The 20,779-nt window shown below is 74.8% G+C and carries 20 protein-coding genes; 12 read left to right on the forward strand and 8 right to left on the reverse strand.

Going from position 1 to position 20,779, the window contains the following annotated elements; all coding sequences use genetic code 11:
• Positions 1–82 precede the first annotated feature (82 nt).
• Positions 83–223, reverse strand: a complete 141-nt coding sequence (locus tag ACI79E_RS17765; protein WP_456933888.1) for an MFS transporter small subunit — start codon at positions 221–223, stop codon at positions 83–85.
• Entirely contained in the window at positions 220–1,638 is a 1,419-nt protein-coding gene (locus ACI79E_RS17770; RefSeq protein ID WP_456933889.1) for an OFA family MFS transporter, read from the reverse strand. The genes ACI79E_RS17765 and ACI79E_RS17770 overlap by 4 nt, the downstream gene beginning before the upstream one ends.
• Positions 1,639–1,844: 206 nt before the next feature.
• Between ACI79E_RS17770 and ACI79E_RS17775 the strand changes: the two genes are divergently transcribed.
• Together ACI79E_RS17775 and ACI79E_RS17780 are read left to right on the forward strand one after the other, a co-directional pair.
• A complete protein-coding gene (locus ACI79E_RS17775; protein WP_456933890.1) occupies positions 1,845–2,933 on the forward strand; it encodes an S-(hydroxymethyl)mycothiol dehydrogenase in 1,089 nt (362 codons plus the stop codon).
• On the forward strand, positions 2,930–3,538 hold the full coding sequence (locus ACI79E_RS17780; RefSeq protein WP_456933891.1) for an MBL fold metallo-hydrolase: 609 nt from the start codon (positions 2,930–2,932) through the stop codon (positions 3,536–3,538). The genes ACI79E_RS17775 and ACI79E_RS17780 overlap by 4 nt, the downstream gene beginning before the upstream one ends.
• Positions 3,539–3,591: 53 nt before the next feature.
• Here the strand turns inward: ACI79E_RS17780 and ACI79E_RS17785 are convergent, their stop codons facing one another.
• The gene (locus tag ACI79E_RS17785; RefSeq protein ID WP_456933892.1) at positions 3,592–4,236 is read right to left on the reverse strand and encodes a DUF5701 family protein; all 645 of its coding nucleotides are present in this window, start codon (positions 4,234–4,236) and stop codon (positions 3,592–3,594) included.
• A 140-nt stretch (positions 4,237–4,376) separates the two neighbouring features.
• On the opposite strand from ACI79E_RS17785, the gene purF reads away from it, so the two are divergent.
• Entirely contained in the window at positions 4,377–5,930 is a 1,554-nt protein-coding gene (gene purF, locus ACI79E_RS17790; RefSeq protein ID WP_456933893.1) for an amidophosphoribosyltransferase, read from the forward strand.
• Positions 5,927–6,982: a phosphoribosylformylglycinamidine cyclo-ligase gene (gene purM, locus ACI79E_RS17795; protein ID WP_456933894.1), complete on the forward strand. Its 1,056-nt coding sequence runs from the start codon at positions 5,927–5,929 to the stop codon at positions 6,980–6,982. Before purF ends, purM begins: the two co-directional genes overlap by 4 nt.
• 114 nt (positions 6,983–7,096) lie before the next feature.
• Here the strand turns inward: purM and ACI79E_RS17800 are convergent, their stop codons facing one another.
• Together ACI79E_RS17800 and ACI79E_RS17805 are read right to left on the reverse strand one after the other, a co-directional pair.
• Positions 7,097–7,318 (reverse strand): DUF3073 domain-containing protein, encoded by a 222-nt coding sequence (locus ACI79E_RS17800; protein WP_456933895.1) that lies wholly within the window; start codon positions 7,316–7,318, stop codon positions 7,097–7,099.
• A gap of 186 nt (positions 7,319–7,504) precedes the next feature.
• The gene (locus tag ACI79E_RS17805; protein ID WP_456933896.1) at positions 7,505–8,569 is read right to left on the reverse strand and encodes a Leu/Phe/Val dehydrogenase; all 1,065 of its coding nucleotides are present in this window, start codon (positions 8,567–8,569) and stop codon (positions 7,505–7,507) included.
• A 127-nt stretch (positions 8,570–8,696) separates the two neighbouring features.
• On the opposite strand from ACI79E_RS17805, the gene ACI79E_RS17810 reads away from it, so the two are divergent.
• The 4 genes from ACI79E_RS17810 to ACI79E_RS17825 all read left to right on the forward strand — a co-directional run bounded on the left by ACI79E_RS17810 (position 8,697) and on the right by ACI79E_RS17825 (position 13,040).
• The gene (locus ACI79E_RS17810; protein WP_456933897.1) at positions 8,697–9,686 is read left to right on the forward strand and encodes a sugar ABC transporter substrate-binding protein; all 990 of its coding nucleotides are present in this window, start codon (positions 8,697–8,699) and stop codon (positions 9,684–9,686) included.
• A gap of 65 nt (positions 9,687–9,751) precedes the next feature.
• A complete protein-coding gene (locus ACI79E_RS17815) occupies positions 9,752–10,732 on the forward strand; it encodes an ABC transporter permease (RefSeq protein ID WP_456933898.1) in 981 nt (326 codons plus the stop codon).
• Positions 10,729–11,541 carry an ATP-binding cassette domain-containing protein gene (locus ACI79E_RS17820; protein ID WP_456933899.1) on the forward strand — a complete coding sequence of 271 codons (813 nt, stop codon included), beginning with the start codon at positions 10,729–10,731 and terminating at the stop codon, positions 11,539–11,541. The genes ACI79E_RS17815 and ACI79E_RS17820 overlap by 4 nt, the downstream gene beginning before the upstream one ends.
• Before the next feature lie 266 nt (positions 11,542–11,807).
• Positions 11,808–13,040 carry a M23 family metallopeptidase gene (locus tag ACI79E_RS17825; RefSeq protein ID WP_456933900.1) on the forward strand — a complete coding sequence of 411 codons (1,233 nt, stop codon included), beginning with the start codon at positions 11,808–11,810 and terminating at the stop codon, positions 13,038–13,040.
• Between the two features lie 45 nt (positions 13,041–13,085).
• Here the strand turns inward: ACI79E_RS17825 and ACI79E_RS17830 are convergent, their stop codons facing one another.
• A complete protein-coding gene (locus ACI79E_RS17830; RefSeq protein ID WP_456933901.1) occupies positions 13,086–13,601 on the reverse strand; it encodes a hypothetical protein in 516 nt (171 codons plus the stop codon).
• Positions 13,602–13,660: 59 nt separating this feature from the next.
• On the opposite strand from ACI79E_RS17830, the gene ACI79E_RS17835 reads away from it, so the two are divergent.
• The 3 genes from ACI79E_RS17835 to mftG are packed head-to-tail and all read left to right on the forward strand — an operon-like array spanning position 13,661 to position 17,485.
• Positions 13,661–14,527, forward strand: a complete 867-nt coding sequence (locus ACI79E_RS17835; protein ID WP_456933902.1) for an MBL fold metallo-hydrolase — start codon at positions 13,661–13,663, stop codon at positions 14,525–14,527.
• Positions 14,528–14,552: 25 nt separating this feature from the next.
• Positions 14,553–15,869: a class I adenylate-forming enzyme family protein gene (locus ACI79E_RS17840; RefSeq protein ID WP_456933903.1), complete on the forward strand. Its 1,317-nt coding sequence runs from the start codon at positions 14,553–14,555 to the stop codon at positions 15,867–15,869.
• Positions 15,866–17,485 carry a mycofactocin dehydrogenase MftG gene (mftG, locus tag ACI79E_RS17845; protein WP_456933904.1) on the forward strand — a complete coding sequence of 540 codons (1,620 nt, stop codon included), beginning with the start codon at positions 15,866–15,868 and terminating at the stop codon, positions 17,483–17,485. The genes ACI79E_RS17840 and mftG overlap by 4 nt, the downstream gene beginning before the upstream one ends.
• A gap of 3 nt (positions 17,486–17,488) precedes the next feature.
• On the opposite strand, the gene ACI79E_RS17850 is transcribed toward mftG, so the two are convergent.
• Positions 17,489–19,543, reverse strand: coding sequence for a transglycosylase domain-containing protein (locus ACI79E_RS17850; RefSeq protein WP_456933905.1), 2,055 nt, complete (start codon positions 19,541–19,543; stop codon positions 17,489–17,491).
• A gap of 155 nt (positions 19,544–19,698) precedes the next feature.
• On the reverse strand, positions 19,699–19,905 hold the full coding sequence (locus ACI79E_RS17855; RefSeq protein WP_456933906.1) for a hypothetical protein: 207 nt from the start codon (positions 19,903–19,905) through the stop codon (positions 19,699–19,701).
• 188 nt (positions 19,906–20,093) lie between these two features.
• On the opposite strand from ACI79E_RS17855, the gene ACI79E_RS17860 reads away from it, so the two are divergent.
• Complete coding sequence (locus tag ACI79E_RS17860; protein WP_456933907.1) at positions 20,094–20,771, forward strand: phosphodiesterase; 678 nt, start codon at positions 20,094–20,096, stop codon at positions 20,769–20,771.
• The last annotated feature ends 8 nt before the right edge of the window (positions 20,772–20,779 follow it).

Below are 20,779 nucleotides of genomic sequence, written 5' to 3' on the forward strand. Positions count from 1 at the left end.
GGTAAAAAATTTACCCAACCACCCCCATGGTCGGAGGGGGGGCCCCCGTTGGGCCCCCCCGCCGTCCGCCGTGCAGATCCGGTCAGCCGGTGAAGAGCGTGAGCGCCGTCTTCACCGTCTGGAAGAGCCCGTAGGCCAGCGGGACGCCGACCAGCGTCCAGGCGAAGGCGATGAACCCCACCGGGGTGTGGGTCTGCTGCTGCTCTCGGGCGGGCGAGCTCATCGGGTGGCGCTCCGTTCGGGGGTCGGGGTGGTGGCGGCCCGGCCGTCGCGGTGCGGCTCGTGCCACTTGCTGGCGACCGGGCGGACCAGCAGGTTGGCGACGAACCCGACCGCGAGCAGGCCGACCATGATGAACAGGGCCGGCCGGTAGTTGGCCGCGACCAGCGAGCCGGGCTCGCCCTGGGTGTCGAGCACGCTGTTGACGATCAGCGGCCCGGCGACGCCGGCGGCCGACCACGCGGTGAGCAGTCGGCCGTGGATGGCCCCGACCTGGTAGGTGCCGAAGAGGTCACGCAGGTAGGCCGGGACGGTGGCGAACCCGCCGCCGTAGAAGGAGATGATCACCGCGGCCAGCAGGACGAAGAGCCAGGTGGCGCTGCTGCCGACGGTGGCCAGCAGGACGTAGAGCACCAGGCCGACGCCGAGGTAGACCATGTAGATCGGCTTGCGGCCGATGAAGTCCGACGTCGAGGACCACACGAACCGGCCGGCCATGTTGAACAGCGACAGGACGCCGACGAAGCCGGCGGCCGCGGTGGCGGCGACAGCCGAGGTCTCCCCGTTGCGGAAGAAGTCCTGGATCATCGGGCTGGCCTGCTCGAGGATGCCGATCCCCGCGGTGACGTTGCAGAACAGGACCACCCACAGCAGCCAGAACTGCGGGGTCTTGACGGCGTTGTTGGCCGACACGCTCTCGGTGGTGACCAGCGCCTTCTGCTTGACCGTCGAGGGGTCGAAGCCGGCGGGCTTCCAGCCGTCGGCCGGCACCCGGACGATGAACGCGCCGAACATCATGAAGACCAGGTAGACCGCGGCGAAGGTGAAGAACAGCGCCGCGACGGCGCCGCCGTTGGGCACCGAGCCCGCGGTGCCGGGGTCGTAGGACGGGTCGTACCAGCTCATCAGCTGCCGGGAGAGCGGCGAGGCGATCAGCGCACCGCCGCCGAAGCCCATGATCGCCATGCCGGTGGCCAGGCCCGGCCGGTCGGGGAACCACTTGATCAGCGTGGAGACCGGCGAGATGTAGCCGATGCCCAGGCCGATGCCGCCGATCACGCCGTAGCCCAGGTACAGCAGCCACAGCTGTCGGGTCTCGATGCCGAGACCGCCCACGAGGAAGCCGGTCACCCAGAAGCAGGCCGACACGAACATCGCCGCGCGCGGGCCGTTCCGGTCGACCCAGGTGCCGAAGAGGGCGGCGGACAGGCCGAGCATCACGATGGCGATGGAGAAGACGATGCCGATCGCGGTCTGCGTGGTGCCGAAGTCCTCGACCAGGGCGGTCTTGTAGACGCTGGTCGCGTAGGCCTGGCCGATGCACAGGTGCACCGCGAGGGCGGCGGGCGGGATCAGCCACCGGTTGAACCCCGGTCGGGCCACGATGCGCTCGCGCGCCAGGAAACTGGGTACTGCCACGGACGGACCTCCGGTCGAGGGGTGCCCCGGGACGCCCCGGGTGCCTCGTGTGCACGGGCTCACGAAACCCTGGGAACGGTACGTCCGGCCCGGACGTACCGCAGTGCGACCGTGACCGTTCCGTTGCGAACTCAACCACCTGAGGGTGACTTCCGCATGCCGGGAGCGGCCGTGGAGGCATCCGCGGCCCGTTCTAGGCTGCCCGCATGGCCTATGAGGTGAAGGGCGTCGTCGCCCGCAGCAAGGGTGCTCCGGTCACCGTCGAGACGATCATCGTCCCCGACCCCGGTCCGGGTGAGGCGGTGGTCGACATCCAGGCGTGCGGCGTCTGCCACACCGACCTGCACTACCGCGAGGGCGGGATCAACGACGAGTTCCCGTTCCTGCTGGGCCACGAGGCCGCCGGTGTGGTCTCCGCCGTCGGTGAGGGCGTCACCAACGTCGCGGTCGGGGACTACGTGGTGCTCAACTGGCGCGCGGTGTGCGGGGAGTGCCGCGCCTGCCGCAAGGGCCAGCTGCAGTACTGCTTCAACACCCACAACGCCACGCAGAAGATGACGCTGGCCGACGGCACCGAGCTGTCCCCGGCGCTGGGCATCGGCGCGTTCGTGGAGAAGACGCTGGTCCACTCCGGCCAGTGCACCAAGGTCGACCCGGCCGCCCCGCCGACCGCCGCCGGCCTGCTCGGCTGCGGCGTGATGGCCGGCGTCGGTGCGGCGATCAACACCGGCGCGGTGCAGCGTGGCGAGTCGGTGGCGGTGTTCGGCTGCGGTGGCGTCGGTGACGCCGCGATCGCCGGGGCCAAGCTGGCCGGGGCGACGACGATCATCGCCGTCGACATCGACGACCGGAAGCTGGAGTGGGCCAAGAAGTTCGGCGCCACCCACACCGTCAACTCCAAGGACACCGACGCGGTCGAGGCCATCAAGGGCCACACCGGCGGGTTCGGCGTGGACGTCGCGATCGACGCGGTCGGCCACCCGGCGGTGTTCGAGCAGGCCTTCTACGCCCGCGACCTGGCCGGCCGCGTGGTGCTGGTCGGCGTCCCGACCCCCGACATGAAGATCGAGCTCCCGCTGATCGAGGTCTTCGGCCGGGGTGGCGCGACGAAGTCCTCCTGGTACGGCGACTGCCTGCCCAGCCGCGACTTCCCGATGCTGATCGACCTGTACCTGCAGGGCCGCTTCCCGCTGGACGACTTCGTGTCCGAGACCATCGGCATCGACGACGTCGACGCCGCCTTCGAGAAGATGCACCACGGCGAGGTGCTGCGTTCGGTGGTCGTCTTCAAGTGAGTGCCCGGATCGACAAGACCGTCGTCAGCGGGGTCTTCAGCCTCGACGGGCAGGACTTCGACGTCGACAACAACGTCTGGCTGGTGGGCGACGACAGCGAGGTGCTCGTCATCGACGCCCCGCACGACGCCGCACCGATCCTCGAGGCCGTCGGCGGCCGCACGGTGAAGGCGATCGTGCTCACCCACGGGCACAACGACCACATCACCGCCGCCGTGGCCCTGCGCGAGGCCACGGGGGCGCCGATCTGGTTCAACCCCGCCGACCGGATGCTGTGGGACGTCGTCCACCCCGACGCCGCCCCCGACGAGGAGCTGACCGAGGGGACGACGTTCACCGTCGCCGGGACGACGCTGACGGCGCTGCACACCCCCGGCCACTCGCCGGGCAGCACCTGCCTGCACGCCCCGGACCTGAACACGGTCTTCACCGGGGACACGCTGTTCTGCGGCGGGCCCGGCGCCACCGGGCGGTCCTACAGCGACAAGCCGACGATCCTGAACTCCATCCGGGCGCGGCTGCTGACCCTGCACGGCGACACGGTGGTCAAGACCGGCCACGGCGACGACACCACCGTCGCCGCCGAGACCGACAACATCCACTGAGCGCCCACTCCTCCCCGCCTCCCGCACGCGCGGGGCGGGGAGGAGGCGTCGGCTCAGGCGACCGGCACGCGCCGCCGGGCCGAGGCGAAGCCCAGCCACGTGTGCCGGTTGCCGGCCCAGCACCAGCCGACCTTCGGGGCGTGCCGCCGCTCGCGGCCGTCCCGGCCGGTCCCGTTGCTGATCCACAGCGCCGGGGTCCGCGCGTCGAGCCGCCCGTCGGCCCTCCGCCGCCGGGAGCCGATGGTCATGAAGCAGTGGTTGCGGTGGAGGACCTCCGGCACCTGCAGCACCCAGTGCAGGCCCTCGGTGAGGGTGAGCGGCGTCCGGCCGGCACCGGTGACCGCCGGCAGCGCCTCGTCGGGGCTCCAGTTGGCCATCGCGTCGCCCCGGTCGAGGTCCGCCACCAGGTAGACCGGCCCCGCGGGCACGTCGACCCCCTCGATCGGGCCGAACGCGTCCACGTCGGTCATGTCGGTCACCACGAACCCGCGCCTGCCCTGGAGCTCGAGCCGCGGGGCGAGGGCGGAGGCGGGGGCCAGGTCGGGGGAGAGGACGAGGAGTGCCGCCTCGTCCTGGACGCGGGCGGCACAGCCACGCAGCTCCCGGGCCGACAGCCCGGCCACCTCGTGCGCACCGAGGGCGATCAGCCGCTCGGCCTGGTCGACGGCGGACGGGAGAGCGTGCAGGACGGCGGTCACGGGCACCTCCGGGACGGGCGGACGCAGCCGGGGGTCAACGCCCCGGGCGCCGCCCCGGTTCCCGGGTCCGGGTGCCGGACGTGGGCACGGTCACCCCGTGGCTGGCGGGGAGCGGCGGCCACCCCGGTACCGTGGTCCCCGTGCCTCGCGGTGATGGACGGCTGACGCACGACCTCGACCCCCAGTCCCCCGGACCCCAGGACGCCTGTGGCGTCTTCGGTGTCTGGGCGCCGGGGGAGGAGGTCGCGAAGCTCACCTACTTCGGTCTCTACGCCCTCCAGCACCGCGGTCAGGAGGCGGCCGGGATCGCGGTCTCCGACGGCGCCTCGGTCGTCGTCTACAAGGACCTCGGGCTGGTCAGCCAGGTCTTCGACGAGGCCACCCTGGGCAGCCTGCACGGACACCTGGCCGTGGGGCACACCCGGTACTCCACGACCGGTGCGTCGACGTGGGAGAACGCGCAGCCCACCTTCCGCACCACCGACGCCGGCACCGGCCTGGCGCTGTGCCACAACGGCAACCTGGTCAACACCGCCGAGCTGGCCGCCAAGGCCGCCGACGCCGGGGTGCGGGGCGCGTTCAGCTCCACCACCGACTCCGACCTGGTGACGGCGCTCATCGCCGCCCGCCCCGACCTCTCGGTCGAGGCCGCCGCGATGGAGGTGCTGCCGCAGCTGCGTGGGGCCTTCAGCTTCACGTTCATGGACGAGAACACGCTGTACGCCGCCCGCGACCCGCAGGGCGTGCGGCCGCTGGTGCTCGGCCGGCTCGAGCGCGGCTGGGTGGTGGCCAGCGAGACCGCGGCCCTGGACATCGTGGGCGCCTCGATCGTGCGCGAGGTCGAGCCCGGTGAGCTGATCGCCATCGACGAGGACGGCCTGCGCAGCCAGCACTTCGCGGTCGCGGAGCCCAAGGGCTGCGTCTTCGAGTACGTCTACCTGGCCCGCCCCGACACGACGATCGGCGGCCGTGGGGTGCACGCCGCGCGCGTCGAGATCGGCCGCCGGCTGGCCAAGGAGCACCCGGTCGACGCCGACCTGGTCATCCCGGTCCCCGAGTCCGGCACGCCGGCCGCCGTCGGGTACGCCGAGGCCAGCGGCATCCCCTACGGCCTCGGCCTGGTCAAGAACTCCTACGTCGGGCGCACCTTCATCCAGCCGTCGCAGACGATCCGCCAGCTGGGCATCCGGCTCAAGCTCAACCCGCTGCGCGACGTCATCCGCGGCAAGCGACTGGTGGTCGTCGACGACTCGATCGTGCGCGGCAACACCCAGCGGGCGCTGATCCGCATGCTGCGCGAGGCCGGCGCGGTCGAGGTGCACGTGCGCATCTCCTCACCGCCGGTGAAGTGGCCGTGCTTCTACGGCATCGACTTCGCCAGCCGCGCCGAGCTGATCGCCAACGGTCTGGACGTCGACGGCGTGCGTGCCTCGATCAACGCCGACTCGCTGGCCTACGTCTCCGAGCAGGGTCTGATCTCCGCCACCGAGCAGCCGGCCACCCGGCTGTGCACGGCGTGCTTCACCGGCCAGTACCCGATCCCGCTGGGCGAGACCGAGGTCCTGGGCAAGCACCTCCTGGAGGGCATCGGCCGCCGGGTGGACGCCACCCGCGCGGTCAGCGGCTGGACCGGGCAGCAGGCCGGCAGCGCCACCGTGCCCGGTGGCGCCGACGACGCCCTCACCCGCCCGTGAGCGACGGGTTCACCTACGCCGCCTCCGGCGTCGACATCGACGCCGGGGAGCGCGCCGTCACGCTCATGCGGGCGGCGGTGGAGAGGACCAACCGGCCCGAGGTCGTGGGCGGCCTCGGCGGGTTCGCCGGCCTGTTCGCCCTCGACACGGCGAAGTACCGCCGGCCGCTGCTGGCGTCGTCCACCGACGGCGTGGGCACCAAGATCGCGCTGGCCCGTGCCCTGGACCGACACGACACGGTCGGGATCGACCTGGTGGCGATGGTCGTCGACGACCTGGTCGCCTGCGGTGCCGAGCCGCTGTTCCTGCAGGACTACGTCGCCTGCGGGCGGGTCGTGCCCGAGCGCATCGCCGCGATCGTGACCGGCATCGCCACCGGTGCCACGCTGGCCGGCGCCGCCCTGGTCGGCGGGGAGACCGCCGAGCACGGTGACCTCATGGGTGCCGACGACTACGACCTGGCCGCCACGGCCGTGGGTGTCGTGGAGGCCGACGCGGTGCTGGGCCCCGAGCGCGTCCGGGCCGGCGACGCCGTGGTCGCGATGGCGTCCTCCGGGTTCCACTCCAACGGCTACTCGCTGGTCCGACGCGTGGTCGCCGCCGCCGGGCTCGACCTGCACGCCACCCCTGCCGGCCTGGACCGGCCGCTGGGCGAGGAGCTGCTGGAGCCCACGCGCATCTACGCCCTGGACTGCCTGGCCCTCGTGGCGCGGTTCGGGGTCGACGGGGTGCACGCCTACGCGCACATCACCGGCGGCGGGCTCGCCGGCAACACCGCCCGCGTGGTCCCCGACGGCCTGGAGGCCGTCCTCGACCGGGGCACCTGGGCGCTGCCGGCGGCGGTGCGGCTGCTCGAGGAGCACGGGGTGCCGCGGACGGAGTCCGAACGGGCGTTCAACTGTGGCGTCGGCATGGTCGCCGCGGTGGCCCCGGACGTCGCCGGGGACGTGGTCGCGGAGCTGGCCGCGCGCGGGGTCCCGGCCTGGATCGCGGGCAGCGTGCAGGAGCGGACGGCCGAGACCGGCGCACGGCTGGTCGGCAGCTACCGCTGAGACCCGGCGCCGTCGGCCCCACGGGCCGGCGGCGACGGCGCGCAACGACACCGCCGCCCCCGAGGGAGCGGCGGTGTCGGTGCGGTCAGACCGAGGTGTGCGGGCGTGCCCGGGTCAACGGCTGGTGGCCCAGTCGTCGTCCGAGTCGTCGTCCGCCCAGCGGTCGGTGTACTCGTCGTCCTCGTCGTCGTCGGTCGCCCGGTGAGGAGCGCTGTACGACGACGACGGTGAACCGGCCAACTCGCGCTGGAGAGCGGAGAGGTCGGTGTTCGGTGAGCTGTACTTGAGCTCACGGGCCACGCGTGTCTGCTTGGCCTTCGCTCGGCCGCGCCCCATCGGCTCGACCCCCTCGTTACGGAGTACGGGAGCCCAGCTCCGGGCTGGACGGCCCGCGTGGCGACCCCGACTGAGTGACTGTGTCTCGCACGAGCTTACGACACGGATCCACGACGGGCACGGGTCTCCCCCCGCAGTCCCCCGGCCGGGGGCATGCGCAGCGGGGACCGGTCCGTCCGCGGCGCCTCAGCGCGGCAGGCGGATGGTGGCCAGCCGGCCGACGGCGGCCATGCGCTCCTCGGCCAGCCGGTCGGCCGCGACGGCGGGGGAGACCCCCTGCTCCTCGGCGCTGCGGAACACCCGCAGGGCGACGTCGAAGATGCCGGCGGCCTTGGCCTCGGCGCGGGCGAAGGAGAACCCGTGCCGCTCGTCCTCCACCTGGATCACCCCGCCGGCGTTGACCAGGTAGTCCGGCGCGTACAGGACGCCGCGGGCCAGCAGCTGCTCGGCGGTGCCGGCGTGGGCCAGCTGGTTGTTGGCCCCGCCGCAGACGATCTCGGCCTCCAGCACCGCGACCGTCTCGTCGTCCAGGGCGCCGCCGAGGGCGCAGGGGGCGTAGACGTCCGAGGGCGTGCGCACCAGCGTCGCGGTGTCGGCGACCGCGTCGACGGCGGGGTGGCGGGCCAGCACCCGCTCGACCGCGGCGGCGTCCACGTCGGTGACGACCACGTCGGCGCCGTCCTCCACCAGCCGGTCGACCAGCCAGCTGCCCACCTTGCCGACGCCGGCCACCGCGACCGTGCGCCCGGCGAGCGAGGGCTTGCCCCAGCGGTGCTGGGCGGCGGCCCGCATGCCCTGGAAGACGCCGTAGGCGGTGAGCACCGAGGAGTCGCCGCAGCCGCCGTAGGCCTCCGAGCGGCCGTGCGCGAAGCGGGTCTCCCGCGCGACGACGTCGAGGTCGGCGTTGTAGGTGCCGACGTCGCAGGCGGTCAGGTAGCGGCCGCCGAGGGACTCGACGAAGCGGCCGTAGGCGCGCAGCAGCGCCTCGGTCTTGTCGGTGGCCGGGTCCCCGATGATGACCGCCTTGCCGCCGCCGAGGTCCAGCCCGGCGAGGCTGTTCTTGTAGGCCATGGCCTTGGACAGGGCCAGGGCGTCGGCGACCGCGGCGTCCTCGCTGGGGTACGGGTAGAACCGCGTGCCGCCCAGCGCCGGGCCCAGCGCGGTGGAGTAGATGGCGATCACCGCGCGCAGCCCGGACCCCGGGTCGGAGCAGAAGACGACCTGTTCGTGCCCGGAGCCGAGAACGTCCACGCGGCGAGGGTAGAACGCGCCCGTCGCCCGACCGGGTGCCCGGGAGGCGGGTCTGCGCCGCGCCCGTGCCCGCGGACGGGCATGATCCTGGGTCGGACACCCCACCGACCCGGAGGACGACGGACCCATGGCTGCACCCAAGCGACTGCTCGCACTGGCCGTCGCGGCGCCGTTGCTGCTCGCCGCCTGCACCACCGAGGGCGGCAGCGGGGACGGCGGGGGTGGCGGTGGTGGTGGGGGCGCCGCCGACAGCGGTGGGGACCTCTCCTTCGCCGTCGTCACGCACGGCTCGGCCGGGGACGCCTTCTGGGACGTGGTGCAGAACGGCGCCGAGGCCGCGGGTGAGGACCTCGGCGTCTCCGTGGACTACCAGAGCGACGGTGACCCGCAGCGCCAGTCTCAGCTGATCGACGCCGCGGTCAACCAGGACGTCGACGGCCTCGTCGTCTCGATGGCCAACCCCGACGCCCTGCAGGACTCGATCGAGGCCGCCGTCGCCGCCGGGATCCCGGTCGTGACCATCAACTCCGGCGGGGAGCGCTCGGCGGAGTTCGGCGCCATCGGGCACGTCGGCCAGGACGAGGTGATCGCCGGTCGCGGCGCCGGCCAGCGCCTGGCCGCCGACGGCGCGCAGAACGTCCTGTGCGTCATCCACGAGGCCGGCAACATCGGCCACGAGCAGCGCTGCGCCGGCGCGGCGGAGGGCCTGGGGCGGCAGCTCACCCCGCTGCAGGTCGACATCAACGACCTGCAGGGCGCGCAGTCGACGATCACCTCGCAGCTGCAGAGCGACCCGAGCATCGACGGCGTCCTCACGCTGAACTCCGCGGTCGCCGCGGTGGCCGTCGCGGCGGTGTCCGACGCGGGCTCCGACGCCGGGATCGCCACCTTCGACCTCAACCAGGACGTGATCAGCGGCATCCAGGCCGGCGACATCTCCTTCGCCGTCGACCAGCAGCAGTACGAGCAGGGGTACCTGCCGATCGTGATGCTCAAGCTCTACGCGGAGAACCTGAACACCGTCGGCGGCGGGCAGCCGGTGCTCACCGGCCCCGGCATCGTCGACGCCGAGAACGTCGACGCGATCGCCGACCTGGCCACGGCCGGCACCCGCTGAGCGCCGCCACCGAGGCCGCCCCGCGGGCCGACGAGCGGATCGCCGCCGTCGGCCCGCTGCGGCGGTTGCTGGTCAAGCCCGAGCTCGGCGCCCTCATCGGCGCCGTGGTGATCTTCGCGTTCTTCGCGCTGCAGTCGTCGGTCTTCCGCTCGCTCAGCGGCGTGGCCAACTGGCTGGACCCGGCGTCCACGCTCGGGATCATGGCCGTCGCCGTCGCGCTGCTCATGATCGGCGGGCACTTCGACCTCTCCGCCGGGGTGATGACCGGGACGACGGCGCTGACCGTCGGGATCGTCGCGACGGAGCTCGGGCAGCACATCTGGGTGGCGATCGCCGTCGCGCTGGTCCTGGCGCTGGGGATCGGCTTCCTCAACGGCTGGCTGGTCACCCGCACGGGCCTGCCGAGCTTCATCATCACGCTGGGCACCTTCCTCATGCTGCAGGGGCTGAACCTGGGCCTGACCAAGCTGTTCACCGGCACGGTCAGCGCCGGCGGGATCGCCTCGGCCGGGGGCTACGGCAGCGCCGAGTGGGTGTTCGCCTCGCGGCTGGAGGTCGCCGGGGTGGAGTTCCGGGTGGCGATCCTGTGGTGGGTGCTGTTCACCGCGCTGGCCACCTGGGTCCTGCTGCGCACGCGCTTCGGCAACTGGGTGTTCGCCACGGGCGGGGACGAGGTCGCCGCGCGCAACGTGGGCGTGCCGGCCCGGCGCACCACCATCACGCTGTTCATGACCACGGCCGCCGCGGCGTGGTTCGTCGGCACCACCCTCGCGATCCGGCTGACCTCGGTGCAGGCCAACACCGGCATCGGCCAGGAGCTGATCTACATCGTGGCCGCGGTCATCGGGGGGTGCCTGCTCACCGGTGGCTTCGGCTCCGCGGTGGGTGCCTCGCTGGGGGCGCTCATCTTCGGCATGACCCAGCTGGGCATCGTCTACCTGCGCTGGGACGCCGACTGGTTCTACTTCTTCCTCGGCGTGATGCTGCTGCTCGCCGTCCTCGCCAACCGGCTGGTCCGCCGCTACGCCGAGGCGGCGCGGCGGTGACCGGGGCAGGTGGGGCGCCGGCCCTGCTGGAGCTGCGCGACGTCGGCAAGGACTTCGGCTCGGTCATCGCCCTCGACGGCATCAGCACCACGGTGCGGGCCGGTGAGGTCACCTGCGTGCTGGGCGACAACGGGGCGGGCAAGTCCACCCTCATCAAGGTCCTGGCCGGGGTGCACCGCCCCGACCGCGGCCAGGTGCTGCTCGACGGGGAGCCGGTGTCGTTCTCCGCACCGCGCGAGGCCCTCGACGCCGGGATCGCCACGGTCTACCAGGACCTCGCGATGATCCCGCTGATGGCGATCTGGCGGAACTTCTTCCTCGGCGCCGAGCCGACCCGCGGGCGCGGGCCGTTCCGCCGGTTCGACTCCGCCCGGGCCAAGGAGGTCACCCGCCGGGAGCTGCTCGCGATGGGCATCGACATCCGCGACCCGGACCAGCCGGTGGGCACGCTGTCCGGCGGCGAGCGGCAGTCGGTCGCCATCGCCCGCGCCGTCCACTTCGGGGCCCGGGTGCTGATCCTCGACGAGCCCACCTCCGCGCTCGGCGTCAAGCAGGCCGGCATCGTGCTGCGCTACATCGCCCAGGCGCGTGACCGTGGGGTCGGCGTGGTCTTCATCACCCACAACCCCCACCACGCGTACCCCGTGGGGGACCGTTTCCTCCTGCTCGGCCGGGGCCGCAGCCTCGGGGACTACGCGAAGGGCGAGGTCAGCGTCGAGGAGATCACCCGGCTCATGGCCGGCGGTGCCGAACTCGCGGAGCTGACGACGGAACTGGAACGGCCGCGGCCGGAGAAAGAGGGGAGCTAGGCCTCAAGGTCACCCCGACGGGTGACGAGAACAAGAGGGACCGGAGGGGAGCAGGCGCTCCGTGTGCACGGTGTGACGACTGAGCCGCGTGTTGGCTTCGTCACCTGTGGTGACGGTGCCACGCTGCGTCGGCCCCCCGCCCCTCTTCCCCAGGGAGCGTCATGCTGCACAGCCGTCCCCGTCGGCGCGCGTCCGTCCCCTCCGGGGCCGCGGCGCCCCGCTCGTGGACGCGTGCCGGGGCCGTGCGGGCCCTGCTCGCCGGCGCCGTGACCGGAGCGGTCCTGCTCGGCACCGCCGCGCCCGCCGGGGCCGTGCCCGCCCCGCCCCCCAACCCCACCGACACCGAGCTCGGCCAGGCGCAGTCGGCCCAGGACGCCGCCGCCGCCGAGGTGGGCCGGATCGCCGCCCTGGTCGCCGCGGCGGAGGGCGAGCTGGAGCGCTACGCCGTCCAGGCCGAGGCCGCCGGCGCCGCCTACCTCGCCGCCGAGGAGGCCCTCGCGCAGGCGCAGGCCGCCGCCGAGCGGACGGCGGCGGAGCTGCAGGCCGCCGCCGACGCCGTCGCCGCGGCCACCGCCCGCATCGCCGGCTTCTCCCGCGACAGCTACATGAACGGCAGCACCCTCTCCACCGCCTCGGTGCTGCTGGACGCCGAGGGGCCGGCCGAGCTGGTGCAGCGGGCCGCGATGATCGAGTACGTCTCCGACAACCAGCTCGACGTCCTCGGCCAGCTCGAGGTCGCCCGCGTCCAGCAGGCCAACGCCGACTCCGCCGCCCGGTCCGCGCGCGACCAGATGGCCGCCGCCGAGGCCGCGGCGGAGGAGGCCAAGGCCGCCGCCGACGGCCAGCTGGCCGCCCAGCAGGCCGCCTACCAGCAGGTGGCGGCGCAGAAGGCCGACTACGACCAGCAGCTGCAGGCCGCCCAGATCCGGCTGCTCGAGCTGCAGGGTGCCCGCGACGCCTACCAGCAGTGGCAGCAGCAGAAGGCCGCCGAGGAGGCCGCCGCCGCCGCGGCCGCCCGCCGCGCCGCCGAGGAGGCGGCCGCCGCCGCCGCGGCCGCCCGGTCCGCCGCGCCCTCCGGGGGGTCGGGCGGCTCCGGCCCGTACGTGAAGCCCACGGCCGGCCGCACCTCCAGCTGCTTCGGCTGGCGGTGGGGTGCCCTGCACGGCGGCGTGGACATCGCCGCGCCGATCGGCACGCCCATCTACGCGGCGCACTCCGGCGTGGTCCAGCGCGCGGGTACCGCGACCGGCTTCGGCTACGCGGTCTACATCCGCGGCGACGACGGCGCGGTCACCGTCTACGGCCACGTCAACCGCTACTTCGTCCAGGCCGGTGAGCGGGTGGTGGCCGGCGAGCAGATCGCCGAGGTCGGCAACCGCGGGCAGTCGACGGGGCCGCACCTGCACTTCGAGGTGCACCCGGGCGGGGCCATGTACGGCAGCCAGGTCGACCCCGTGCCGTGGATGCGCTCCCGCGGCGTGAGCATCAGCGGCTGCTGAGCGGCCCCTGCGGGGTTCTTCCACGGTGGGGGCAGGGGCCCTGCCTCAGCCGGTCGGGGCGGCGCTGCCGAGCCCGCAGTTGGCCGAGATGTAGCTCAGCAGGGTGGTCTGCGCCGGGCCCAGGCCCTCGGTGAGCTGCCGCTCGGCCTGCTCGAGCTGCTGCTGGCCCTCCGGCGTGCTGAGGTCCAGCGTCGCCGCGGTCGCCCCCAGCTGCCGCAGGCTGCCGACGAACGCCTCCCAGTCCCCGGCGATCTCCGCCGGCGGCTCCACCTGCTCCAGCGCGCCCACGATCTGCGGCAGGTTGGCGGCCAGCTCCGAGGGGGTGGCCGTCTGCAGGCCGCTGAAGGTCGCGAACGCCGTCGTCACCTGCGAGCAGAACTCCGCTGCCGCGGGGTCCGGGGCCGAGGTCGGCGCCGGCTCGCTGGGAGCCGGAGCCGAGGACGTCGCGGTGCTCGACGAGGCCGCCGGCTCGTCGTCCCCGCCCCCGCCGCAGGCGGTGAGCAGGACGACGGCCGCGGCACCGGCGACGGCCGATCGGAGGAGGGAGGCGGGCACGCGCATGGCCGAACGCTAACCGCTGCGCGCGCCCGCGGCGCCGGCCGCGGGCTACGGTGCCGGGCGTGCACACCCCGGCCGACCCGCGCACCAGCTGGGACCTCCCGGCGCCCGGCGAGCTGCCGCGCACGGCTGACCTCGAGCCCCTGGTCACCCGCGTGCTGGCGCCCAACCCCTCCCCGATGACCCTCGACGGCACCAACACCTACGTGGTGGGCGCCCCCGGCGCGGGCCAGGCCGTGCTCGTGGACCCCGGCCCCGACGACCCGGCCCACCTGGCGGCCGTGGAGGCGGCCCTGGTCGGCCGGGACGCCCGCTGCGTCGCCGTCCTGGTCACCCACCACCACGGCGACCACGCCGAGGCCGCGCTGCCCTGGGGCGCCCGGTTCGGCGTCCCGGTGGCCGCCGCCGACCCGCGCGTCGCCGGCCCGGACGGCCGGGTGCTGGCGCCGGGGGAGCGGCTGGCGCTGGCCGGCACGGCGCTGGACGTGGTGCCCACGCCCGGGCACACCGCCGACCACCTGGCCTTCCGGCTGGAGTCCGGGGCGGTGCTCGTCGGTGACCACGTCCTCGGCCGCGGGACGTCGGTCGTCACCCACCCCGAGGGCGACGTGCTCGCCTACCTGGAGTCGCTGCGCCGGGTGCACGACCTCGGTCCCAGCGCGCTGTACTGCGGGCACGGCCCGGAGCTGACGGAGGACCCGGGCGCGGTCCTGGACTTCTACCTGGCCCACCGGGCCTTCCGGGAGTCGCAGCTGCTGGCCGCCCTCGCCCGCGGCGCGGGGTCGGTCGACGAGTTGGTGGCCGACGTCTACGCCGAGGTGCCGCGGGCGGTGTGGCCGGCCGCGGCGCAGTCGACGCGGGCCACGCTGGCCAAGCTCGCCGCCGAGGGGCACGCGGTCGTCGACGGGGACCGGGTGCGCCTGCCGTGAGCGGAGCGTCGCGCGGGAGCCGACCGTGGCCACCGTGACCGGCGTCGCGGTGGTCCGGGCCGCGGACGCCGAGCGCGACCAGCGGCGCGCGGCGGCCGCGCTGCGGGCCGCCGGCCTGGCCGCGGGGGACCGGCTGCTGGTGTCGGCGTCCTCCTCGCCGGCGCTGCTGGCCGTGGTGCTCGGCGCGCTGCGCACCGGGGTGGTCCCGGTGGTGCTCGACCCCGCGCTGCCGGCCGCCGAGCGGGCCGAGCTGGCCGCCGACGCCGATCCGGGGCTGGACGTCGGCGGCGAGCCCGACCGCCTGCTCACCGGGACGGCGGAGGCCGGGCTGGCCGACGTCCCGCTGGCCCGGCCGATGCACTACACGTCGGGCACGACCGGCCGGCGCAAGGGCGTGTGGTCCGGCGTGCTGGCCGAGGACGACGCCCGCGCGCTGGCCGCCGAGGAGATCGACCTGTGGGGCTTCGGCCCCGGGGACCGGCACCTGGTCCTCTCCCCGCTGCACCACTCGGCGCCGCTGCGCTTCGCGGTGCACACCCTGCTCGCCGGTGGCGACGTGCTCCTGCCCGGCCCGTTCGACGCGGCCCGCGCGGCGGCGGCGATCGGCACGCTGCGGCCCACCACGGCCTTCTGCGTGCCCACGCACCTGCAGCGCCTGGCCGCCCGCGACGACGTCGACTGGTCCTCCTTCCGCCGGCTCGTGCACGCGGGCGCGCCCTGCCCCGAGCCGCTCAAGCGGGCGGTGCTGGCGGCCCTCCCCGAGGGCAGCGTGTGGGAGTTCTACGGCTCCACGGAGGCCCAGTTCACCGTCTGCTCCCCCGACGACTGGCTGGCGCACCCCGGCAGCGTGGGCCGGGCGCGTCCCGGGCGGCGGCTGGAGACCGACGAGCGCGGGCAGCTGTGGTGCGCGGTGCCGCCGTGGGCGCGGTTCGAGTACTGGCGGGCGCCGGAGAAGACGGCGGCGGCCTGGCGCGGCGACCGGGTGACCGTCGGCGACCTCGGCCGGGTGGACGACGACGGGGTGGTGTGGCTGGACGGCCGCCGGGAGGACCTGGTGATCTCCGGCGGGGTCAACGTCTACCCCGCCGAGGTGGAGGCGGTGCTCGACGCCCACCCCGGGGTCGTGGAGAGCGCGGTCGTGGGCGTGCCCGACGAGCAGTGGGGGCAGCGGGTGGTCGCCGCCTACGTCGGCCCCGTGGCGCCCGCCGAGCTGGCCGCCTGGGCGCGGGAGCGGCTGGGCCCGGCCAAACGCCCCAAGAGCCTGCACCCGGTGGCCGAGCTGCCCCGTACCTCGACCGGCAAGGTGCGCCGGCTGGACCTGCCGCGGGTCCTCGGCCTGTGACGACCCGCGAGTGGGACGTCGTGGTCGTGGGCGCGGGCACGTCCGGCGCGCCACTGGCCGCCCGGCTGGCCGACGCCGGCCGACGCGTGCTGGTGCTGGAGGCCGGCGCCGACCACGCCCGGCCCGCGGACTTCCCCGCCGTCCTGCGGCACGCCCCGACCATGGGCGCCGCCGTGCCCGGCCACCCGGCCAACTGGGACTACACGGGCGTGCTCACCGAGGAGGTCACCTTCCCGGTGCCGCGCGGGCGGGTGGTGGGCGGCTCGAGCGCGCTCAACGGCGGCTACTTCATCCGCGGCACCCGCGCGGACTTCGACGGCTGGGCGGCCGACGGCAACGACCTGTGGTCGGCCGACCGGGTGCTGCCGGCGTTCGTCCGCCTGGAGGCCGACCGGGAGTACGGCGACCGGCCGGGCCACGGCAGCGCGGGCCCGGTGCCGGTCCGGCGTCCGCGGGCCGGGCACCCCCTGGCCGACGCCTTCGCCGCCGCGGCGGCCGAGCTCGGCTTCCCGGCCGAGCCGGACAAGAACGCCGACGGCGCCCCCGGGTACGGGCCGGTGCCGCTGAACGTGGCCGACGGCGTGCGGACCAACACCGCGATGGCCTACCTCTCCCCGCGGCGGGGGCACCCGGGGCTGACGGTGCGGGGTGGGGTGCACGTGCGGCGGGTCGTCGTCGAGGGCGGCCGGGCCGTGGGGGTGGAGACCGACGAGGGCGTCGTGCGGGCCGGGGAGGTGGTGCTCAGCGCGGGGGCGGTCGGCTCGCCGCAGCTGCTCCTGCTCTCGGGCATCGGTCCGGCCGACGACCTGCGGGCGCTGGGCCTGGACGTGGTGGCCGACGTGCCCGGCGTGGGAGCCCGGTTCACCGACCACCCCGACCTCTACGTGACCTACCGGCCGGCCCGCCGGCTGCCGATGCCGCCGGGCCTCCACCCGCTGCACGGGGTCCTCCACACCACCTCCGACGGCGGCAGCACGCCCGGGGATCTCGAGGTGCTGCCCTGGCTCAAGCCGTTCAGCCGGGTGATGGTGGACCGGACCTCCGCGGGGGTCGCGGGCGCGCTGCGGCGTCCGCGGGCCACGCTGCGGGCGTTGCGCGGGGCCTCGCTGCACCGGCTGGTCGACACCGCCCGGCGCCGCGACGACCTGTTCGTCGGCGTCGCGCTGCAGGCCGAGGACAGCCGCGGGCGGCTGAGCCTGACCTCCCCCGATCCCCGCGTGCAGCCGCGGCTGGAGTACCGCTACCTCACCGAGGCGTCCGACCGGCGGCGGATGCGGGAGGTCGTCCGGTTGGCGGCCGAGCTGCTGCGGGCGCCGTCCCTGGCCCCGCTGGTGGCCGAGCGGACCGGGCTGCCCGACGACGTCCTGGCCGACGACCGCGAGCTGGACCGCTGGATCGGCCGGCACCTGGCCACCGCCGTCCACCTGGCCGGGACGGCGCGCATGGGCCCGGACGGCGACCCGGGTGCCGTGGTCGACCAGCACCTGCGCGTGCGCGGGGTCGAGGGGCTGCGGGTGGTCGACACCTCGGTCATGCCGCGGGTGACCTCGCGCGGGCCGGCCGCGACCGCGGTGATGATCGGCGAGCGGGCCGCGGAGCTGATGACCGGCGCGTGAGCGTCAGGGCGGCGGTGGCGGGGGCGGCGGCCCCAGCGGGAGGCCCGCCGGTGGGAAGAGGACGGGCGGGACGGCGGTGATGACCGGCCGCATCGCGTCGTGCCAGATCTGGGCACCCCGGCCGCCGCCGAAGCCGCCGACGTCCTGGTTCCGCTTGGGGTTGAGCACCATCACGCTGGCCGCGTGGGCCGGGGTGTAGCCGACGAAGGCCACCGAGAAGCGGTCCTGGCTGGTGCCGGTCTTGCCCGCGATCTGGTGGTCGGGGATGGCGGCGCGGGTGCCGGTGCCGATCGGCAGCGCGGTGTCGCCGACCAGGATCTGGTTCAGCGTGGTGGCGACCGCCGGCGGCACGGCCTCGGGGGTGCAGTCGTCCCCGGTGGGCACCGGCGACCCGTCGTCCCGGGTCAGGGGGCGGCCGTCCCGGTCCAGGATCTCGGTGACCGGGGTGGGCGCGCACCGGGTGCCGTTCGCGCCGAGGGTCGAGTAGGCGCTGGCCAGCGCCAGCGGGCTGGTGGCCTCGGCGCCGAGGGTGAACGACCCGCGGTTCTCGGCGACCACCTCGTCGGCCACCGGGTCGAGGGAGAACAGGCCCATCCGCTGCGCCATCCGCACCGGCCCCTCGACGCTGCCCAGCTGGTCCTCCAGGGCCACGAAGTAGGTGTTGGAGGAGCGCACCAGCGCCTCGGCCATGGTGAGGGTCGGCGGCATGTCCCCGACGTTCTCGACGGTGTAGGGGGCCGCGCCGTTGCGGTAGACGCTGGACACGTAGGGGCTCGAGGTCGTGATGACGTGGAAGGGTGCGAACCCGCGCTCCAGGGCCGCGGCGGCGACGAACACCTTGTAGGTGGAGCCGGCGCCCTGGCTGGCGACCACGTTGAGGTTCACCGACTCCTGCGCCGGGTCGTCGGCGTCGTAGCCGAAGACCCGGTTGACGCTCATGGCCTGCACGTGGCCGGTGCCCGGCTCGACGGCGGTGAAGATCGCGGCGAGCGGGTCGCCCATCGGCAGGCTGGCCAGCACCGCGGCGTCCCCGGAGCGCTGGAGGTCCGGCCGCAGGGTGGTGCGGATGGTCAGCCCGCCGTCCTCGAGCCGTTCCTGGGAGATGCCCAGGGTCCCGGTGAGGTGGCGCTGGAGGAAGTCGCAGAAGAAGCCGCCGAGGAACGCGCTGACGCAGCCGTTGGGCGGGGCCGGGGCGGGGGCGGTCTCCACGGGCCGGGCGGTGACGTCGGCCAGCTCCTGGTCGGTGATGTGGCCGAGTTCGTGCATGCGCTGGAGCACCTGGTCGCGCCGCTCGCGGCCACGCTCCGGATCGGCCAGCGGGCTGTCGTTCGCGGGGTTCTGCACCAGCCCGGCGAGCATGGCCGCCTGCGGGAGGGTGAGGTCGGCGGCGTCCACCCCGAAGTAGGCCTGGGCCGCGGCCTGCACCCCGTAGGCGCCCTCGCCGAAGTACACGATGTTCAGGTAGCGGGTGAGGATCTCCTCCTTGGAGTACGTCTCCTCCAGGGCCAGCGCCAGGCGGGCCTCCCGCAGCTTGCGGCCCAGCGTCTGCTCGATCGCGGCCTGCCGGTCCTCCGGGGTGACCGCGGTCTGCAGCAGGGTCTGCTTGACCAGCTGCTGGGTGATGGTCGACCCGCCCTCCTGCACCGACCCCGCGGTGGCGTTGCGGACCAGGGCGCGCAGCGTGCCCTCGACGTCGAGGCCCTTGTGCTCGTAGAAGCGCGAGTCCTCGATGTCGACCAGCGCCTGCTCCATGACGTCGGCGATCCGGTCGGCGGCCACGGGCGTCCGGTTGTTCCGGTAGAAGTACGTGACCACCGACCCGTCGGCGGCGAGGACGACGGTGTTGCCCGCCGGCGTGGCGTCGGTCAGCTCCACCGGGAGCGGCGCCAGGAGCTGGGCGGAGCTGCTGGCGAGCACGCCCGGGGCCACGATCCAGGGGGTCAGCAGGGCGGCGACGAGGGCCCCGGCCAGCGGGAGGGAGAGGAGCAGCAGACCGGCGGCGCGCAGCCGGCGGCGGGGGCGCCCCCGTGCCGCCTGAGCGGTGTGCGACCTGACCATGCGCGACCTCGCCGGCGCCGAGCCACCCGGAGTGAGCCTGTCGACGCCGTCCGATCATCGCGCACGGGGGCGTTCCGGGACAGTCGAACCGGAACGGCCGGAGCGTCCCGGCGGCGCGTTGCTCGCAGCCGCCGGGACGCCGGGTCAGGGGCCGGTCAGCGCGCCGCCGGGATCTCCGAGGTCGGCACGTGCTCGGACCACGCGTCGGGGTGGCGGCGGCCGGTGGCGGCGACCCAGCCGGGGCCCCCGGCGGACGGCGCGGAACCACGGCTGGCCGGGCGGGCGCTCAGGCTGACGATGAGCGCGAGGAGGACCACCAGTCCGACGAGGACCCCGCCGATCACCAAGAGCGTCGTGAACATGTCCCGAACGTAGGTGCCGGACCGCTCCGTGCCACAGGGCGAATGCCGACCGACGTGGGCCGACGGTTGCACAGGATCTGACGGACCACGACCCGTTCGTCACACCCGTCACTGGCGGACCACGACAGGTGCACGGGTGCCGGCCGGACGGGGTATGGGCCCAGGAGACGTCGTCGACAGGAGGACCCGTGCCCGACCTGCCCCGCACGGCCGGACGTGCCGTCGCCGTCCCCCTCGGCGCGCTGGCCCGCCGGCGCTCCGGCAAGCCGATGCACCCCCGCGGCGTCGTCGTCGACGCCGTCCTCGAGCGCACCGGCGGCGCGGAGGCCGACGCGGTGCCCTGGCTGGCCGGGCCGGGCAGCACGCCGGCCCTGGTGCGGCTGTCCCGGGGCGCGGGGCTGCCCGACCCGCTGCCGGACCTGCTGGGCCTGGCGGTGCGCGTCCCCGGCGACCCACCGGTCGACCTGCTGCTGTCCAGCACGGGGCGGGGCCGCCTGACCCGCTTCGTGCCGGCGTTCCGCCGGGACGCCGCGTCGAGCTACTCCTCGATCATGGGGTACCGGTCCGACGCGGGGACCGTGCACCTGGCGGCGTGGCCGGAGTCCCCGGCGTCCCTGCCGAGCGAGCCGGAGCCGCTGGCTGCCGCGATCGCCGCGCGCCGGCCGGTGTTCACCCTCGCGGCCGCCCGGGGGATCGGCGACTGGCACCCGTTCGGCCGGTTGCGGCTGCTCGCACCGGTGGCGGAGCTGGACCCCGACCTGCGCTTCGACGCCGTCCGCAACCCACCGCCCGGGATGGTGCCCGACGGTCCGATGGCCCGTTTCCGCGCTCCTGCCTACGCCGCCGCGCGAGCCGGCCGCGACTGACCCGCCGC

Source organism: Geodermatophilus sp. SYSU D00079 (genome assembly GCF_054050635.1).

Excerpts from the sequence above, each read along its gene's own strand:
- ACI79E_RS17765 (WP_456933888.1), bottom strand. The coding sequence starts at position 223 with ATGAGCTCGCCCGCCCGAGAGCAGCAGCAGACCCACACCCCGGTGGGG.
- ACI79E_RS17775 (WP_456933890.1), top strand. The coding sequence starts at position 1,845 with ATGGCCTATGAGGTGAAGGGCGTCGTCGCCCGCAGCAAGGGTGCTCCG.
- ACI79E_RS17855 (WP_456933906.1), bottom strand. The coding sequence starts at position 19,905 with ATGTTCACGACGCTCTTGGTGATCGGCGGGGTCCTCGTCGGACTGGTG.
- ACI79E_RS17810 (WP_456933897.1), top strand. The coding sequence starts at position 8,697 with ATGGCTGCACCCAAGCGACTGCTCGCACTGGCCGTCGCGGCGCCGTTG.
- ACI79E_RS17850 (WP_456933905.1), bottom strand. The coding sequence starts at position 19,543 with ATGGTCAGGTCGCACACCGCTCAGGCGGCACGGGGGCGCCCCCGCCGC.
- ACI79E_RS17800 (WP_456933895.1), bottom strand. The coding sequence starts at position 7,318 with ATGGGGCGCGGCCGAGCGAAGGCCAAGCAGACACGCGTGGCCCGTGAG.
- ACI79E_RS17830 (WP_456933901.1), bottom strand. The coding sequence starts at position 13,601 with ATGCGCGTGCCCGCCTCCCTCCTCCGATCGGCCGTCGCCGGTGCCGCG.